This window comes from Clostridium minihomine (assembly GCF_900240385.1).
GTDB classification, from domain to species: domain Bacteria; phylum Bacillota; class Clostridia; order Oscillospirales; family Acutalibacteraceae; genus Faecalispora; species Faecalispora minihomine.
The window spans coordinates 180,326-198,962 of sequence record NZ_OEQH01000003.1 but is presented as its reverse complement, the minus strand read 5'-3'; the positions used below and the strand labels follow the sequence as shown (position 1 = coordinate 198,962).

Annotated in this window: 12 protein-coding genes; all 12 read right to left on the bottom strand. The window is 46.7% G+C overall.

The annotated features are described in order from the left end of the window. Positions 1 to 40 precede the first annotated feature (40 nt). Positions 41 to 898 carry a diguanylate cyclase domain-containing protein gene (locus tag C1A02_RS07850; RefSeq protein ID WP_101697665.1) on the bottom strand — a complete coding sequence of 286 codons (858 nt, stop codon included), beginning with the start codon at positions 896 to 898 and terminating at the stop codon, positions 41 to 43. After that, positions 895 to 3,003 (bottom strand): cellulose biosynthesis cyclic di-GMP-binding regulatory protein BcsB, encoded by a 2,109-nt coding sequence (locus C1A02_RS07845; protein ID WP_164997168.1) that lies wholly within the window; start codon positions 3,001 to 3,003, stop codon positions 895 to 897. The genes C1A02_RS07850 and C1A02_RS07845 overlap by 4 nt, the downstream gene beginning before the upstream one ends. A 64-nt stretch (positions 3,004 to 3,067) precedes the next feature. Beyond that, a complete protein-coding gene (locus C1A02_RS07840; RefSeq protein WP_101697663.1) occupies positions 3,068 to 3,961 on the bottom strand; it encodes a GGDEF domain-containing protein in 894 nt (297 codons plus the stop codon). Continuing rightward, positions 3,958 to 6,030: a cellulose biosynthesis cyclic di-GMP-binding regulatory protein BcsB gene (locus C1A02_RS07835; RefSeq protein ID WP_101697662.1), complete on the bottom strand. Its 2,073-nt coding sequence runs from the start codon at positions 6,028 to 6,030 to the stop codon at positions 3,958 to 3,960. Before C1A02_RS07835 ends, C1A02_RS07840 begins: the two co-directional genes overlap by 4 nt. A 3-nt stretch (positions 6,031 to 6,033) precedes the next feature. Continuing rightward, on the bottom strand, positions 6,034 to 7,290 hold the full coding sequence (locus C1A02_RS07830; RefSeq protein WP_101697661.1) for a glycosyltransferase family 2 protein: 1,257 nt from the start codon (positions 7,288 to 7,290) through the stop codon (positions 6,034 to 6,036). A gap of 13 nt (positions 7,291 to 7,303) precedes the next feature. Further along, positions 7,304 to 8,584, bottom strand: a complete 1,281-nt coding sequence (locus C1A02_RS07825; RefSeq protein WP_101697660.1) for a hypothetical protein — start codon at positions 8,582 to 8,584, stop codon at positions 7,304 to 7,306. Positions 8,585 to 8,873: 289 nt separating this feature from the next. Further along, a complete protein-coding gene (gene wsfD / locus C1A02_RS07820) occupies positions 8,874 to 10,436 on the bottom strand; it encodes a glycan biosynthesis hexose transferase WsfD (RefSeq protein ID WP_101697659.1) in 1,563 nt (520 codons plus the stop codon). Between the two features lie 60 nt (positions 10,437 to 10,496). Further along, entirely contained in the window at positions 10,497 to 12,086 is a 1,590-nt protein-coding gene (locus C1A02_RS07815) for a redoxin domain-containing protein (RefSeq protein WP_101697658.1), read from the bottom strand. A 14-nt stretch (positions 12,087 to 12,100) separates the two neighbouring features. After that, entirely contained in the window at positions 12,101 to 13,228 is a 1,128-nt protein-coding gene (wecB, locus tag C1A02_RS07810; protein WP_370737796.1) for a non-hydrolyzing UDP-N-acetylglucosamine 2-epimerase, read from the bottom strand. Positions 13,229 to 13,709: 481 nt separating this feature from the next. Continuing rightward, complete coding sequence (locus C1A02_RS07805) at positions 13,710 to 16,043, bottom strand: glycogen/starch/alpha-glucan phosphorylase (RefSeq protein WP_101697657.1); 2,334 nt, start codon at positions 16,041 to 16,043, stop codon at positions 13,710 to 13,712. Next, positions 16,030 to 17,553, bottom strand: coding sequence for a 4-alpha-glucanotransferase (gene malQ, locus C1A02_RS07800; protein WP_101697656.1), 1,524 nt, complete (start codon positions 17,551 to 17,553; stop codon positions 16,030 to 16,032). Before malQ ends, C1A02_RS07805 begins: the two co-directional genes overlap by 14 nt. Before the next feature lie 10 nt (positions 17,554 to 17,563). Beyond that, the gene (locus tag C1A02_RS07795) at positions 17,564 to 18,628 is read right to left on the bottom strand and encodes a LacI family DNA-binding transcriptional regulator (RefSeq protein ID WP_101697655.1); all 1,065 of its coding nucleotides are present in this window, start codon (positions 18,626 to 18,628) and stop codon (positions 17,564 to 17,566) included. Positions 18,629 to 18,637: the final 9 nt, after the last annotated feature.

The window sequence follows — 18,637 nt, the reverse complement described above, 5'->3', positions numbered from 1 at the left end:
TTTGGGGTCTTGTTTGCTCGAGTTTTTTATCATTCCATGCCTATTTTTCATTGCCCATTTGTATTTTCAGCTGGTTTAATACAGCAAATGCAGACACCTGTTCCCCATGTTCATATTGCCGAATAGCCACAGATAATTCCAGCGAAACCGGGGGCCTTCCCTGAAACAAATCGTCTAAATCGATTTCTTTAACCGCGGTTCTAACCCGGTTCACCACATTTTCTGCCGCTTCTTGATTCATTAAAAACATCGCCGCCCAAGTAACCGGCTTATCATCAATCAAATAAACCGCATCTTCAGAGCGCATGGTTTTTTGAATGGTATCAGAAATCCGCAAAATCAAGCGATCCATGTCACTGGAGCCCAGCATTTCAAAAAGCCAGTCATACTGACGAAACTCCCAAACTGCAATCGCCAAGTGCAGATGATACCGTTTTGAAATATTCAAATAGGTTTCAATGTCATGCGTATAAGCTCTTAAATTTTTCAGCCCGGTCTTTTCATCCACCATCACAAGCTCTGTCAATTTCTGCTTCAAAAGAGAATTATCTTTTTGCATTTGGCTGGAACGAGTGCTGTAAATCCCCACAGAAACGGCTGCCAGCGGAACCCAAACCATCCAAAAGAAAACACCCCAACTGGGGGGAATACCGGTATGAATCGACTGGTATGCTAAAAAAGCAACAAACAACAAAACAAATCCCAAGCACACCATTACCGTTGTGAACAAAGAAACAAACGCGGCGGCTATCATGATGATGCCGCCAATCAGCAGCATGATATAGTTAAATTCCAGCGGTTGGTCACCAAATGAAAAATAAGCCAAAGCCGCAAACAGAAGAAACAATAGCGCCAGCAAAGCCAAATCCGAAAAAAGTTTTCCCTTGTTCTTTTTCATCGGTCCCCCCTCTTTCGATGCTTGAGATACAAAAACACTGCTGCCACAGCCAATAAAATCAAAACTCCGGAACCGGCCAATATCAAACTCGGCAATCCCGGTGTGTCAGACAGTTTTTGAGTAAAAGGAACCGCTTTGGCATTGTCTTGCTTAAACCGATAAAAATGTGCGGTTGCATCGTCCACAAGAAATCCGTCACCCTTTAGCTTCCATAGTTCCTGTGAGCTACTGACATATTCCGCGGCACGCAGCATGCTTTCGTCGGTAACACCCGTCACCAGCAGCAATGCCCGGTTTTCTTTCTGATAAGGGGAATCTAAAAGCTGTACGGTTCCCAGTGTTGCGCCGTAACCGGGCTCAATTTGAAGCTTTTCGTTTGATACAATCCGGCTTCCGTCCTCTGAAAACTTGAAAAACATTTGATCTCGGTATTTTTGTGCAATGGCGTTGCGCTCAAACCGCCCGATGGATATGATGTTTTCATTTGTTAAATTGCCCATTTCCGAAACAGTGCAGGCACGCATTGCTCCCGAATTATTCTGCGTATACCGCCCCATGGCCACCGCTGTTTTCCCCAATACCGTCAGCTCGCTCTGCTGCGGCTGATCCGGCAAAACAAAAGTCAAATGATTCATCGCCCCATTTTCCAAAAATCCCTCCGGGTAATATTCCAAAAGCAAATAGGGGGAATCCTTAGAAACCAGCGTCACACTACTGTCTGAAGTCACATAAGCCCAAGGCATTTCTTCCTGACGCATCGTGCAGTACAGATCGGGGATTTCCAGATCAAAAGCCACTTTCAGATTAAAGTTGCCATAGATTTCCACATCAACAGGAAGGTAAAAACGGGCAGTATCGCCCTGAGCCCCTTGTTTTGTCAGCTTTTTGCTGCCAATGGGCATATCATTTAGATAAACAGTAACCAAAGAGCGGTTAAAATCCAGATTTTCGGAATACCGGAACACCAAATCCACCTGACTGCCCGGATCCAAAATTCGGTTTCCTGCGGCGCGGATAAAATACGTCTGTTCCTGATGGAAGGGGCCGTTAAGCATTGTTCCCGTTTCGGTAAGCCTTTGTGTTCGCCCTTCCTCTTCTTGCTGGAACGTTACCGTTTCCTTTGCTGTAACAGGCCGCCATAAGGCACTGGTTTGAGTGATATAATCAGCATTTCCAAACAGCCTGCCCGCATTGACCAGCGCCGCGGCATCTGCACCCGTGACCACCAGCACCGCCTGATTAGGTGCCGGCCGCACCAACGCCAAAACCGCCCCCGTTTCCGCCGCCTGTTTTTGCTCTGTGCTCAGCAAAGAGGATAACCTTTGCGGCAGTTTTGCATAACCGCAAACATAAACGGAATAAGGCCGGAAAGCAGAGTTTTGAGAATCATAGAGCAGTTCTAAATTCTCATAAAACATGGCGGCGTTTTTACTAACACCGGACAACACCCAAGATGCGGCCGTCAGCTCTGATTCCTGAGGATTCGGGGCAACATAAACCGCGCTTTGACGGTTTTCCAAAGCATCAATGCTGGTAAACTGCCGGTAAAAATCCGCGACCGTATCTATTTTTGCCAGACTGGTATAACGCAGGGTCACGAAGGAATCTCGGCTGACAGACATCCAGCTGGACTGAGAAACATCTTCGGAACAGGGATCGCTTTCTGTGGTGCGAAGATAGGTTTCAACCAGCAAAGAATTACTGCCGGATTTTATTTGCTCCACAGGCAAAGGGAGCTCTATTATTTGCTGCTGCCCTTTGGTCAGCGGAATGCGAGAGGAATAAAATCGCTGGCCATTTAAAGAAACCGTAAAATCAGAAACCTCTTGCCTGACTAAGGGGGTCACGGCGAAACGAAGGGTCAACTTTGCTTCGCTGATGTTCCAATCCCCTGCCGAAAAGCTTTCTGTAAAGGAAGAAAACAATCCTTTCATTGCATAATCACCGGAAAACGATTCTTGGTGAACCGACAAATCCGGCTTGACCGTAGCAACAGGAGCACCAGATACAGCCGGCACAGCCCAAACGGTCTGAAATAGCATTGAAAGAATACAACACACCAGAAGCACAGAGAAAAACGCCGACCGCTTCTTTCTTCGATTCATAAATTCACTCTCCCTATCGGACAAACTCCCGAACATGATTTCATTTTGGAAAATCTAGTTTCCTTTACACATCATACTGCATATGAGATACCGCACTGTTCAGCAATTCTTCCGCCGTTAAATCCAGTTGGGAATCCACCATGGTTCCGGTGCGGATCTCCAGTTTGGGGATCTTTTCCCCCAGCTTCTCCGTTAAGTTCATCGATTCTATCTTCTCCTTCATTCGCTGAATAATGACCGCTTCACTGTCAGGCTGCACCAAAATCAGCAATGCCCAACGGTAAGGATTTTGATCAACCAGATAGACAGCATCTTCATTGCGAAAAATTTGACGCATCTCCTGGGATAAAACCACCGCCACATCCCGCAGTTTTTCCTTGCCCAAATAGCGCTGCATTTCAGAATAAAAACGGAATTCCCACACAATCAGCAAAAGCTGCATTTCATAGCGCCGCGCCATACTTTGGTAGCCCTGCAATTCCTGCTGAAAAGCAAAACGGGTTTTTAACCCTGTAACCTCATCTATGGTAACTTGTTCTGCCACCTGCCTGCGCATACTTTCAAACTGCGCTTCAATTCCACGCATTCCGCGAAATAAGATTCCGGTGGCCGTGGTCATCAGCAGAGATAAAATCATCCACGCATAAGTAACCGTTTCATACGAAACCCCCTGCACGGCTGAAGTATATAAAAGATAAGAGCCATACCCAAAAATCAAAATTAAATTTAGAATCAGCCCTGTGGTTAACGTGGTAAAGCTGGTGATGAGCAGCACTACAAAAATCATAAACAGCGTAATGACATTTTGAAGCATGGATTCGGGATGGAGCACAACCACCACCGTGCTCAAAAACAACAACAGCATCAGTGCCAAAAATGACACATCTGCCGCCAATGCACTGTTTTGAAGCACTTGCTTTGAGGTTTGCTTTGACGCATAATATTTTGGCTTTTTCATAAATTACGTTTTCTCCTATATTTCATCCACAGCAGCCCGGCAGATAATAGGGCCAAAGAAAATACACTGGCCGCCATCCAGATTAAAACAGAGCGGTTGTCAGAAGGCTGAGAAGATTTCTTTGCCGGCATAGAAGAATTCCCCTCCTCTATGGGGTATTCATAGCAAAACACCTCATCAGGATCGGCGGCAAACGCGTTTCCCGTTAAGGCCCACAATCCCTGTTCCGTTCCCAAAGAATCAGCGGTTTTCAGCATTGCCGAATCATTGGCTCCGGTCAGCACCAACAAAGCTTTGCGGACTGTTCCGCTGTAAGGCGAACGAACGATCTGCCCGATTCCCAAAGTGGTTCCGTATTGCGGATCCACCAGCATTTTGCTGTTGGAAAGAACAGTGGAACCGTCTGCTTGAAACGAAAAAGGAAGCAGTTTTTTCTGTTCTGTAATAATCTTGTTGCGAGAAGCGGTTCCAATGGCAATGACATTGGCTTCTTTTAAATCCCCCGGCTGAGAGAAAAACGCAACCCGAACACTGCCGCGGTTCCCTTTGGCATAACGGCCCAGTGTCATCATCACCCGGTTCATTACAGTCAAATCCGCCTGATTGGGGGAATCCGGAAGCAAAATCACCAAGTGATCCAAGCTATTATCCCGCACAAACGGGCTGGGGAAATTTTCAAATAAAAGCTCTGATTGATCGATGGAATTCAGCTTCAGCATGCTGGTTTTTTCTACATAGGCCCAAGGCATTTCTTCCGCTGTCAGTTCGCACCAGTTCTCTCCCGCCGAAAGGTCAAACGTAATTTTCACCGAAAAACTGCCGGTAATTTTGATCGTATTTGGCAAAGAAAAAACCAAATGATCCCCCCGGGCATTTTCCTTGGTCAGCTTTTTGCTGGCTACCGGCTGACCATTTAAAAATACAGTCACCAAAGACCGGGTAAAATCCAAGTTTTCTGCATAACGGAAATCCAAGCTCATTTCGCTGGATTCAGAGAGGGTTCTGTTTTTGGGGTATTCCACATAAAAATCCGCCGTTTGACGAAAGTTCCCTTTCACCAAAACTCCCGATTCCGTCAAAGGCACATATTGAGCCACGGCAGATTCGGGCATTCGGTATTCCTCGGAATCTGACAAAGCTTTTGTATCGGACAAAAACTGGCGCATGAAATCCGGGTTACTCAAAACAATACCGGCATCCGACAGATCTCCGGTTCCCGTCAGCACCAGCAGGTGGGTATTCCCCAAGCGAACCAAAGCCAAAACGGTTCCTTTTTGTGCCAGCTCCTGCTGATTTTGACTCATGGCAGCTTTTATTTCCGGCAGCAGCCGTTCATACCCACTCACATACACAGCATATTTTTTCTTCAGCACATCTTGGGCATTGGCAGCTGGCAAAAGAGTCAGATTCTGATAATCCATAACAGCCGCCGAAGAAATTCCACTGGCAAGGGCCAGTGTGGTCAGTTCCTGTACATTCGGATTTGGGGGAACAAAAAAGGCGCTTTGATGGTTGCTCAGCGCTTCTATGGAAGAAAAGCACTGGTAAAATTCAGCGATGTTGGTACAGGGAGTCAAAGGCCGATACCGAATTTGAACCGCCGATTCCCGGAACACATTTAACCAATTGGACTGAGAGGCAGCGTCCACACAGGCCTCGCCATCACTGTGAAAATCTGCCTGAAACGACAGAGTATTTGCTCCTTTTGTCTGAACACTTCTTGCCGGAAGCGAAATTCGAACAGACTGGCGGGCTCCCTGAGATTTTACAACCGGAACCGAAGTCACCGGATTTCCATTTAACAAAACCGTCAAACTGGCCTTTTGATTTAGAATCAGCGGGGTAGCTGCATATTCCAGCACAAGGGAAGCCTCCAATATCTCCCAGTTCCCGGTAACAAAAGATTCGCTCATCTGGCTGTACCGTCCGGTCATAGAAATATCGGAAGAAAATGGATAACGGTATTCATACTCGTTGGAATCGGCCGGTTTGGCAAAGATGACGCTGGACGAAAAAATCACCGCTAAAACAACGCACAGCGCGGCCAGACGCCTGACACACCCTTTCATATTTCACCTCTCGTTAAAACGAACGGTTTTTTCCCATTTTGCTTCCCGGTGAAAAATCGCGTCGCCTAAATATTTGATCAGCCCATAAAAAGCAACTACCATCCATAATTTGGAATAGGTTACATACATAAGTGCCACAGTAAAAAGGTTTTTTAGATTCATTTCTCCTTTTTCGGTGGTCAGCGTGACAAAAGTGCCCACTACAAATAATACAATTGCCATAATCCACAGCAAAATACTAAACTGCGCCAGTGTAATTCTGGCCCACCCCAAAAGGGAAAAAATCATCATCAAATCGGAAAAAACCAAAGACAACAGCAACAGAAAATAAATGCTGAAGGAATATAGAATATCAAATCGCACTTTTTTGGCTTCTTTTCGAAAGAGCAAGGGAAGGTTTTTAATCAGCACATAAATATTTCCCCTCACCCACCGAGCCCTTTGCTTAAACCAAACCGGCAGTGTTTGGGGCTCTTGTTCCCAAGTGACCGCATGGGGCAAAAACTTGATAAAATATCCCATCATATAAACCCGGTAACTAATTTCCGTATCTTCGGCCAGTGCTTTTTCGTCCCACCCATCAATTTCATCCAAAATGGAGCGACGGATGATATAATTGGTTCCCGGTATGGTGCAAAGGCGGAACAAATACCAGCGGCCGGATTGAGCCATCCATTGATAGGCCAGTGTTTCAATATTAATAAAACGGGTGAGAAGGTTTACATTCTTATTGCGGGTACGGAATTTTCCAATCACCGCCCCCAGCCTGTCATCCCCTGAAATTTCCGTAACCAAATAACGCAAAGCGGTTTTTTCGGGCGTATTGTCTGCGTCATAAATTGAGATATACTCCCCTACACTGACTTTTAGGGCAATGTTCAGAGCGTTGGATTTTCCTTTTCCGCCGGTCTGGGCATCGGTATGAATGCAAGTTAGATTCCTGCCGGGAAATCTTTTTTGAATCCCCTCCAAAATTTCTCGGCTGTTATCACTGGAATTATCGTTAATTACAATAATTTCATACCGATCTTCCGGATAATCAAAATTCAGCAGCGACAATACCGTTCTTTCAATGACTTTCCCCTCATTATGAGCCGGAACCAATATAGAAACCATCGGGAATTCTGTTAAAGGCGGAAAGGTCTTTTTTTCACATTGCAGATAATAGCGGTATCCCGCTACAATCAAAACCACATTTATCAGCAGGAGCAGCCAGATGCAGATAATTGCAATGAGCATCATCGTGTTCAGCGTTCCCACATACAGCACTCCTTTAACGATAAAACTTTTTTCGATACACTCTTGATCCAATCAAAAGCAAAACAATCAGTGTAAGCAACCCCGCAATCACCACAACAATCAGCACATTGTTTCCCCGCTGCATCTGCCCGGTGAAAAACTGCTCTTCTTCCTGCACATACTGATACTGTTCATCAATGGCCGTTTCCCGATAAGAATAACTTTGGTTTGTAAAATTACGCTTGTAATCCTCCAGACTGAGCCATTTATTTTGAAGTTTTTCTACAGTTGATTTTAATTCTTCCTCGCTTGAAACCAAAGAAAGCGGAATCATCGTGTCCATAGAAAAGGTGCCAAAATTTTTACCGGGGCTTTGAATTTGCTCTAAAACATCCAGTGAAAGAGAATACGGAACCACATCCATCGGCTGATAAGCAATGTTCTCTCTCTCCAGCGCCTGGATAAACCGTTTCATTTTATCCTCCAGCGGTTCCCGCACATGCTCGTTTGGTGACACCAGCGGTTCATGGATAACGACTGTGCCATTATGAGCCTGTACATAGCGCAAAACTTGAGCAAACCGCAAAAAAGCCGGATAATCCAGATTATCATAAAGCGGCATCACCCGAATGATGAAAGGCATGCCATTTTCGGAAAGCACCTCTGCGGTACGGCAAATCAGATACGCGTCAGAAAAGGCATAAATTTCATCCAGCAGCAAATACATTTTCCCTGCGGAAAGCCCGAAGAAATTTTGCATCAGTTCCCCCATGGCAATGGCGCTCAGGCTTTGCGGCTGAAAATAGGGGGCACAGGCTTCCGATTCCCCCTGAACGGCAAATGGATACCGCCCCTGTTCTAAAATCAGCTCTCCGAAAGAATTTCCCAGCCCAGAAGCCAACACCGTTACTTCCTGCTGAAATTGGGGCAGCTCGGAATATCCCCGAAGTTCCATCGATATCGAAGCATTTTTGATTTCTTTTGTCACAACACCATCGGCAAACGCCGCAGCCTCTCCCGTGAGCAGCCGTTTGATTCCTTTTGCGCGGGCTTCTTCCAAAGGAACCCGGCTGCTGCTTACCATGCCCTGATACTCAGACAGCTTGCCTTTTTGATAGTCCCGTTCCAGAACCAAATCCGAAGGCTGGCGGCAGGCCGACAGCAACGCCTGAAGCTGCTGGCCCTCCTCCTGCGTTTTGGACACCACCAGAATTTTTTGTTCTGCCGCAGAAGCGCTGCCGAAAGAAACCGTGAACAGAAGAATGAGGAGAATGGTAATAAAAAAAAACGAACCCCATTTTTTCCTTCGTATCATCGGAAGACGCTCCTTTCTTTTGATTTTCCTGCTATTAAAATGACCAAATCATATGGAATCAAAAGGCAGGCTTTCTTTTAGAATAACCTTTTTTCTTTTCCGTAAAAACCCAATTTCTGCCTTTGTGTTATTTTGTCCTATTCTAACAGCCAACTATATGATTTTTCCTGTGAAAAACATGCTTCATGCAAAAACCAAAATAAGATGGAACATCCAAAAGATGGAAACAGCAGAATCTGCTCTAAATACCCTAAGCCGGAAGCAACGCTTCCGGCTTTTAAGAGAAGATTTATACATTGACAGTAACCTGTTCTTTTTCAATTGTTATCATCGGTTTTGTCTGCTTTTTCATACGCTTTTTCTCAATGCGATCGGACCACATCCAGATCAGAGAAGCGAAGCCTATGTAGTTCACCACATCGAAAGCCACGTTAAAAATAAATACATGCTTCGATAAATCTGCGTCACCAGCACCTAAAATAGAAATTCCCATTTGTGACACGCCGCTTAAAATACAGAACAGCAAAACCAAAGTGCGGCCTTTTTGTTTTCTGCTGAGCACCAGCGCCAACACCGACCACAGTGCAATAAATCCAAATGTTTTGGGCGCAGCATTCTCTTTAAATGAACTGTATAGGGTGAAAAATTGTGTTTTATCACCGGGGCCATGTTCCACAGACTTTTCATAATTTCCCACATAAGCCGGGCGAATGGAATAAGCGTTTTTCGCCGCGAGATTCATCATCTGCATCAATTGGCCGGGGTGCAAAGTATAATAGGCCAGCATCGAACCGAACCCATACTTGGAATAAAACGCATCCTCCAGCATTTGACTTTCCACCGGCGCTGCGGGGTACCGCTCAAAATAAATGGTTTGATCCAAAAGCGCATATTGGCGGTCAATTTCAAACGTATCCAGTGTTTTTTCCGGATTGGGGGACGTCATTAAAATCCCCCGAGTCATGGCGTGATACTGATTGATATTCACGAAAGTTTTGGGAATCAGCGTGTATACCATCAAACCAGCCACACAAAGCACCGCACCCGCCGTACAGGAAACCGCTTTCCACTTTTTTGCGGAAAACCAATTCTTTTTCTCTGTTTTTAAAGCATCCGGTTTTGGAAAACGGTGTTCCTCCCGCTTTATCACATACGGAAGTGTCATACACAAAAACCCCAGCAAAAAGCCTTCGGGGGCATTCTGCTGCTTTGCGCAAGTTAAAATCAAACCATTGACAAAAATCATTCCCAAAAGGAACCCTTGAGGATACCTGTTTTTCGTCATCAGCAATGCGCTGGATACACACAGAATGAATGAAATGAACACCATACCCTCGGCATAAAAGGAATTAAAATAGGCGGTGTATGCCAAATCAGCAAACATAAAAACCGTCAGAGCCGCAATCAAATACGATGCCCACCCGCGCTTTCTTCCGCAGGTAACGTATTCCGTTAAAAAATACACGGCCAGCGCAAAATAAGCAATGTGAATGGCGCCCAGATACCGAATATCAAAGGTGGCCGGATTGGGATTCAGTAAAGAATTGAGCCCCTTTGCCAAACCAATCATGGGAATTTGGGAAGTAAAGATACCATTCCCTGTTTCATTATAATACATGTAATTCCCGTATTCCCGAATAAAATAATTAAAATAGCGATCCGACTCTTCCAGCTGTTGAGTATAGATCCCCTGGGGGTTGGCTACCCGGCCGAAATCGCCGCTGTCTGCCATTCCAATGGCTGGGGACAGCAGTAACGCATACCCCAAAAGCAGCACCGAAATCAAAGAAGCCAAAAAAGCAGGCGATGGTCTTTTCCCCAAAAAATGAAACCATTTCTGTTCTTTGTTCATTTCTTGCTCCTCCCTCTGGAGAACACTATTTTTCTTTTCGCTAAAAACCATAAATTTTATCTACTCCATTCGTTGTTCCATCTGCTGATAGGCCAACAAAGCCATACACTGATCAAAAGAATATATGCCGGTTCCGTCAGCATTGCCAAAGGCGCCGTCCACAGGATTCTCTTTGTCTCGAACCCGAAGCGTTTCCATCCGGGCAAAAGCCGCCTGTGCTACCGGCAGGCGGTTTTCACTAAGAGCCAGCTGAGCCACCAGAGCATAGGTTCCGGTGGATTCATAAAGACCGTCCTCGCTGACCCGGCCGTCCAAATCGTATTTCGCATACAGGAATCCCTCCCGCATCCGCTCTTCCACCCAATCCATAGCTTCCGCCGGCAGGCGGTTCGCCTGAGAAAGATGAAGCAGAGTCAAAAGTGCTTCGGACATATGAAGCGATTCCCCCCGGTACTGCCCGGTGCTAAAGTCGTAATAGCTGTAATATAAGGGGAACTCCTGACTGATTTTCCCTTTTTGAACCAAACGCAGGCTGTTATCGTACACCTTTCCAAAACGGGAATCCTGCTGTTTCAGCAGAGATAGCGCCTGAAAATCCGCATAACATAGTGTAAAGCGAGATGCTTTTTGATTCCAGCTAAAATCGTAAAAATCCACTAAATTCTGATTTTCTGTTTCATATTGCAGAAGGGCATCGGCATAGGGTTTTAACACCGCAGCATTCATGCGCGACTGGGACAATACCCGATAAATTCTTAAATCATCCACAGCCGCCGTCACTGTGGACGGAGAAGCGCCTTCCTGAGTCACCCAGGCCGGCAAACCACCGGCAGTCATATTGTTTTTCACATAGGACCAAAGGCGGTCAAAGAGGTCTTGCTTCCCGGCCTTCTGCGCATACTGCAGCATCAAGCCTTGAGATTCGCTCAAAACATCTGCACCGGAGGGAACTGTTTTTGCCGAAGAACGGCGATACTCGGTTTGAATTCCCCCCTGTTCATTGAGCAGATTGCTTTGAATAAACTGAGCTAACGATTCCGTTTTTCCTGCGCGAGCCTCGCGCACCATCGAAAGCAAAGCGGCCTCCTGCGGAATTTCACCTTCTGAAAAAGACACCAAACGTCCCTTGGTATCCACCACCAACACGGTGGGAACCATATTCAGCCCATATTTTTCATATTGGCTTGCACCCTCATCAAACAGATTTTCTGTCTGAACCGAGTTCTTTTTTAAATATTCCAATGCCTGACCGCGGGTTTCTTTTTTACCATCAAGCTTATTGATCAAAACCAAGCGCCCCTGTTCCCCAGCAACCTTTTGCGCCAGTTCATCAATATTTTCCATATCTTTTTGGCAATAGGAGCACCAGCTGGCCCAATACACCAAAACTTGAACCTGATCCAATCGGTCGTTCAGCGCCACAGGATTCTGTTCGGCATCCGTAAAGGTGCTTTTGGACAAATCCTCATACAGCAAAACCGTTCGAAAAGGATTTTCACCTTGTGGCCTTTGCTGTGTCAAAGGAATGGACTCTTCACCGGGCGGAAACAAAAAAGGACGCAAAAATAACCCCATGAGGAATAAAACCGCGATGCTCAGCACCACAATGACAAGATTTTTATTCTGTTTTTGTTCCGTTGAATTCCTCATGGCCACCCCTCACTTTACAACCGTTCTAATAGAACCTGTGCGATTCTTTGGCAGGCATTTCCATCCCCATATGGATTTTTAGATAATAAACTCATTTTCTCATATTCTCCGGGATTTGTCATCAACAAATGAAATGTTTGATGCACCGTATCTTCCTGTGTTCCGGCAAGCCGCAGGGTGCCTGCCCACAACCCCTCCGGACGCTCTGTCACATCACGCAAAACCAAGGTTGGCTTCCCCATGCCAGAGGCTTCTTCCTGAATTCCGCCACTGTCTGTTAGAACCAGATAAGCGTGAGCCAAATAGTTGTGAAATTTCCGGACATCCAAAGGCTCAATCATCCGGATTCGGGGGCTATCTTGCAGCACTTTTAGCCTATCCCGAACCGCCGGATTGGGGTGAACCGGAAACAAAACTTTCACATCGGGCAGTTCGTCTACCACCCGCCGAATCGCCCGAAAGATTTCTTCGTGCTTTTCACCCAGATTTTCTCTTCTGTGGGCAGTCAGTAAAACCAGACGGCTGCCCTTGGCCCATTGCAGATTTTCATCGGTATAATCCGGTGAAATAGTGGTTTTCATAGCATCGATGACGGTGTTTCCTGTTACCCAAACCGAATCCTTCGGTTTTCCTTCCCGCAGAAGATTATCCCGTGCCCATTCGGTGGGCGCAAAATGATAAGATGCCAGCAGTCCAACCGCGGTACGGTTAAATTCTTCGGGGAAAGGTGAATCCATGTCATAAGTGCGCAGCCCCGCTTCCACATGCCCCACCGGAATCCGGGCATAAAAAGCGGCCAATGCCCCGGCAAATGCAGTGGGGGTATCCCCATGCACCAAAACAATATCCGGTTTTTCCTGTTCCAGAATCGGCTTGATTTTTAACAAAATTGCAGACGTAATATCGTTTAAAGACTGCCGGTCTTTCATAATTTCCAAATCATAGTTCGGTACCACTTGAAAAAAATCCAGAATCTGATCCAGCAGTTCCCGGTGCTGACCCGACACACAAACCACGGTATCCAGTTCCGAATAACGGGATAGTTCCTGAATTAAGGGGCACATTTTAATCGCCTCGGGGCGGGTGCCAAATACCACCATTGCTTTTTTCTTTTGCTGACAACAAAGGCTCCGCTGTGCCAATCGCCACACTCCTTTTCATTTTTCACTCACTGTTTCCAAAAATATTTTCTGGAATTTTTTCATCCTACGGAAAAAATTATGAATTGAGATATGAAATCTTATGTTGCGAAACTTTTTTAATCTGTTTCTTTATGAAAAAATATTTTTAGCAAAAATTTTTAGCAAAAATAAAATTTGATATTTTTTGTTTTCCAAATTTTTTCGCTTGTGTAAATTCTTGTTAATTTTTTATGCTTTTATTCTTGTTTGCATCCCATTCCAAAGTGATTCTTGCTTCTAAACAAACGATTTGGAACTTAGGATATAATATAAAAACAAGAATTATCTTTGCTAAATCCATGATACCTTATTTTCGGTTAAGTTACAACATCAGGTAAATTCCATTTATGGAATAGAACACCTGTATGAGGCAAAAGAGAAGAAACCGCCTGAATACACAGGTGGTTTCTTCCTTTTTATACAAAGCAGTACCGATTTACCCTTAGATGGGAACCCCCCAGATTTCCGCGGCATATTCCTTTACCGTGCGGTCGCTGGAGAACTTCCCGGCGTTCATGGTATTGACAAAGCACTTGCGAGAAAACTCTTCCCGGTTATGATACTGGCGGTTAACACGCAATTTTGCCTCGCAATAAGACTCAAAGTCGTGTAACAGATAATATTGATCTGCCCTGTGCCAGGATGCGCCCTCCAAAAGGGAGTCGTATAGCTCCTGAAACAGCCCGGTTTTGCCGTCATCCAGCGTGCCGTCAATCAAAGTATCCACCACCCGGCGGATTCTGCTGTTTTCTTCATACAGAACCTTGGGATCATAAGTGTCGGCTATGGCAGCCAATTCTTCTACCGTAGCGCCGAAAATATAGTTGTTTTCCATCCCGGATTGTTCCACAATCTCGATATTGGCGCCATCCAGTGTCCCCAGCGTCACTGCCCCGTTAAGCATCAGCTTCATGTTGCCGGTTCCGCTGGCCTCTGTTCCCGCTGTGGAGATTTGCTCGGATACATCTGCGGCCGGAATTAGCTTTTCTGCATAAGAAACATTATAATTCTGGACAAACAATACCTGCATCCGATCCTTTACCTGCGGATCCTCATTTACTACCCGGGCAATCTCGTTAATAAACTTGATAATCCCTTTGGCTCGGCGATACCCCGGGGCCGCTTTGGCACCGAACAAAAACGCAGTGGGATAAAAGTCTGTCAACGTGCCGTCTTTTAATGCAAAGTAAATATCCAGAATGGAAAACGCATTTAAAAGCTGACGCTTATATTCGTGCAGCCGCTTAATCTGAATGTCAAACAGAAAATCAGGGTTCAGTTCAAAGCCATACTCGTGAATGCGCACATGGTGGCAAAGCTGCAATTTCTTTTCCCGTTTAATGTCCCGATAGCGGGCCAAAGACGCCGGATCATTCTGATAGGGTTCCAGTTTTTTCAGCTGGTTCAGATCCGTAATCCAGCCGTTGCCAATCCGCTCGGTGATAAAAGCGGACAGCTCTTGATTGCACAGCGCCAGCCACCGCCGCTGGGTAATTCCGTTGGTTTTATTCTGGAACCTTTCTGGGTACAGACGATACCATTCCGGCATGACCGTGCTTTTCAGCAGTTCACTGTGGATTTTGGCCACCCCGTTGGTGGCATGGGTGGCATAAACAGCCAAACGCGCCATGTGAATTTTTCCGCCGCTGATGATTTGGAGTTCCGACTGTTCCTGTGGGGGTACCCCCTTCTCTTTTAAATCCCGGTTCAGGCTGTTTTGCAGCATGACCACATAGGGATACACCTGCGGAACGACAGAAAGGAACAGGGAAGTATCCCAGGTTTCTAACGCCTCGGCCATAATGGTGTGGTTGGTATAGGCAAAGGTATCCCGCACCAGCACAAAGGCATCTTCAAAAGACATCCGATAGTCTTCCATGAAAATTCGGAGCAGCTCCGGAATGGCAATGACGGGATGAGTATCATTGAGCTGGATGGCAAAATCCTCTGCAAAATGAGAAAAATTGTCCCCCCTGCGCCGAATGGATTCTTTGACAAGGCTTTGCAAAGAAGCGCTGCAAAAGAAATACTGCTGTTTTAGGCGAAGCTGTTTTCCGACAGGAGTATCGTCATTGGGATACAGCACCGCCGTAATTTCTTCTGCCCGAACCCGTTCTGCCACCGCTTCATCATATTTTTGCAAATTAAACTGCTCAAAATCAAATGCCGAAACCGGCTCTGACTGCCACAGGCGCAAAATATTTACCGTATTTCCGCCCCAGCCGATTACCGGCATGTCATAGGGGACTGCCCGTACGGTCTGATCGGCAAACACCACGATCACGGTATCCTCTTCCCGGCGGATAGCCCAAGGGTCACCCATATTCTGCCAGTCATCGGCAGTTTCTTTTTGAAAGCCTTTTTCAAAATACTGGCGGAACAATCCGTATCGATAACGAATTCCATAGCCATACAGCGGAATATCATGGGTTGCTGCTGAATCCAGAAAACAAGCAGCTAGCCGCCCCAGGCCGCCGTTACCCAATGCGTCATCCTCAATGGTCTCAAAAACACCCGGATCAAATCCGTTTTGCGCCAAATATGCCCGGCACCGATCCAACAGTCCCAAATTTAGAAGATTGCTATAAACCAGCCGTCCCACTAAAAACTCCGCAGAAAAATAACACGCTTTTTTTCCAGACACCGGTGAAACAGAAAGAGATTTCACCGCAGCTTTAGAAACCGCATTGTATAACTGCGGCACCGTGGCCTGACGGGCTGTTACCCCGTAGTCATACTCCAGGAACGCGTCGATTTGCTGTTCAAATTGATTCATGCTCTGTTCCTCCCGACCATCTTCCGTACAGCTTCATCATCTGGCAAAGATCCTTCGCCAGTTTTGGCGATATTTGCCCCGGCAGCAGTCGCCAGCGCCAATTCTGCCCCAAAGTGGATGGGGTGTTCATTCGCGCAGAATTATCCAGCCCCAGCAGATCCTGCATTTGAAAAATTGCGGTGTCCGCCACGCTGGCATACCCAGCCCGGATCAGCGCCGCCGGAATCTCCCGGTTTTTGCGCACACTTAGGTATTCCCGGGCAAAATGCAGCTGTTTTCTTTTTTGATGGGCAAAAAAACCCACCAGTGTTTCATTATCGTGCGTTCCGCCGTATACCACCTGATTCCGTTCAAAATGGAAAGGCAAGTTGGAATTGGATGCATCACCGTCAAAAGCAAATTGCAGCAATTTCATTCCCGGGTAACCGCTGATCCGCAGCAAACGGTCCACTTCCGGAATGACCACACCCAAATTTTCGGCAATGACACGCTTATTCCCCATCACACTACCAATGGCTTCTAAAAGCGGCTTTCCCGGCCCGGGGCTCCACCAACCGTTCATTGCGGTGGTTTCTTCCGCCGGGATGGAATAGTAATGGGCAATGCCCACAAAATGATCGATGCGAATGATATCATACAGCTGAGCCGAAAACCGCATCCGCTGTTTCCACCAAGAAAAACCGTCTTTTTTCATATGCTCCCAGTCATACAAAGGGTTCCCCCAAAGCTGGCCGGTTTTAGAAAACAAATCCGGCGGAACCCCCGCCACATGGGTGGGACGGCGCTGTTCATCCAGCTGAAACTGCTCCCCTTGTGCCCACACATCTGCACTGTCCAGTGCCACATAAATCGGAATATCCCCGATGATTTGAATGCCCTTTTGATTGGCGTATTCTTTTAGTCGGAACCATTGACGGAAAAACTCATACTGACAGAATTTCCAGAAATCCATTTCTGCCCGATACTCTTCCCGGCTTACCCTGATTGCCCCGGATTCTCGCAGCCGCAGTTCTTCGGGCCATGCCAGCCATTCCCTGCCATCAAATTCGGTTTTCAGTGCCATATATAGGCTGTATGCTTCGAGCCACTGATGATTTTGTTCGCAAAACACCTGATATTCCTTGGTATCCAAATGGCTGCTGCGGGAAAAAGCCAGCCGTAACAGCGGGTAGCGTCCCTGATATAATTTGGCATAATCAATCTCGACAGGGTCACTTCCAAAATCCACCGCATCCAGTTCCTGCTGTGTCAAAAGCCCTTGTTCGGCCAGAACCGGAAAATCAATGAAATACGGATTGCCGGCAAAGGCAGAAAAACTTTGATACGGACTATCGCCGTAGCTGGTGGGCCCTAAGGGAAGCACCTGCCAATATCGCTGCCCGGCAGCCGACAGAAAATCTACAAATTCATACGCCTCGCGGCCAAAGGTGCCAATTCCATAAGGAGAAGGCAAACTGGTCACGGGCAGAAGAACCCCGGCGCCCCGCACCATTGGTTTTTGCTTTTTCATGCTATCCCCCTCAACGGCCAATGCCGCCTGAATCATACTGCGTACTTTCGGAAGCGAAAGCGGGCTGCGGCCTTAGCCGGCACACGCTTTCCCCTTCCCGCATTTGAAAATCGACCACCTGATGAACGGCAGGCGCTTGTTTTTCAATACAATCCAGCAAAATGCTGACCCCTTGTTCCGCCATCTGTGACTTAGACTGCGCAATGGTAGAAAGTTTTGGATTATAATATTCTGCCAGTTCAATTCCATCAAACCCCATCACCGAAATATCCCGGGGGATCTGGATGCCCTGATCCAACAAAAGCCGGCAAGCGCCAATAGCCATCACGTCACTCATGGCAAATACCGCCGTCACTTTAGGCGAGCTTTGCAGCAGCCGTTTCATGGCATGATAGCCGCTCTCGTAAGAGAATCGTGCCTTTTGGTATTGTTCTTCGTGAAATTCGATGCGGTATTGCTCAAAGGTTTTTTGGCACCCCAAATACCGAAGGTAACTGATGCTGCTGGTATCGTGCCGATTGCCGCCGATGACCCCGATATTCCGATGCCCTTTTTCAACCAGATGTTGAATGGCTCGAGCCGAAGCCGCGGTATCATCGGTGCTGACGCTGGACAAATTGGGGAAATTCAGCCCAGCGGCACTGGCGGCTACCAAAACAGCCGGTATGGGAATTTGAGCAAATGCCTGCTGAAAATTCAGCAGATTCCCACCAAGGAACAATAGTCCCAGCGGCTTGCTTTCGCGAATCAGCTGATGTGCCTGCCGCACTTCGTTGTCATCTTCATCCAGATAGCAAACCTGCGCCGTATACCCGGCCTTTTCAATCAGCACCTGCGTCTGCTCTAAAATAGGCGCAAACAGCATGTTCGAAATGCCTTTGACCAGAACGGCAATGCTGTTGGTCGCCGTCCGCTTTAACTGGCGGGCATTCTGATTGGGAACAAAGCTGTGAGCCGCAACAACCTCCTGAATTTTCCGCTTGGTTTCTTCGCTGACATCAGGATGGTTATTCAGTGCGCGCGAAACCGTGCTGACCGCAAATCCGGATTCCCTCGCAATATCTTTAATCGTCAATAAAACCGC

Coding starts and splice junctions, on each gene's coding strand:
- C1A02_RS07850 (WP_101697665.1), bottom strand. CDS start 898: ATGAAAAAGAACAAGGGAAAACTTTTTTCGGATTTGGCTTTGCTGGCG.
- C1A02_RS07845 (WP_164997168.1), bottom strand. CDS start 3,003: ATGAATCGAAGAAAGAAGCGGTCGGCGTTTTTCTCTGTGCTTCTGGTG.
- C1A02_RS07835 (WP_101697662.1), bottom strand. CDS start 6,030: ATGAAAGGGTGTGTCAGGCGTCTGGCCGCGCTGTGCGTTGTTTTAGCG.
- malQ (WP_101697656.1), bottom strand. CDS start 17,553: ATGAAAAAGCAAAAACCAATGGTGCGGGGCGCCGGGGTTCTTCTGCCC.
- C1A02_RS07815 (WP_101697658.1), bottom strand. CDS start 12,086: ATGAGGAATTCAACGGAACAAAAACAGAATAAAAATCTTGTCATTGTG.
- C1A02_RS07825 (WP_101697660.1), bottom strand. CDS start 8,584: ATGATACGAAGGAAAAAATGGGGTTCGTTTTTTTTTATTACCATTCTC.
- C1A02_RS07805 (WP_101697657.1), bottom strand. CDS start 16,043: ATGAATCAATTTGAACAGCAAATCGACGCGTTCCTGGAGTATGACTAC.
- C1A02_RS07840 (WP_101697663.1), bottom strand. CDS start 3,961: ATGAAAAAGCCAAAATATTATGCGTCAAAGCAAACCTCAAAGCAAGTG.
- wsfD (WP_101697659.1), bottom strand. CDS start 10,436: ATGAACAAAGAACAGAAATGGTTTCATTTTTTGGGGAAAAGACCATCG.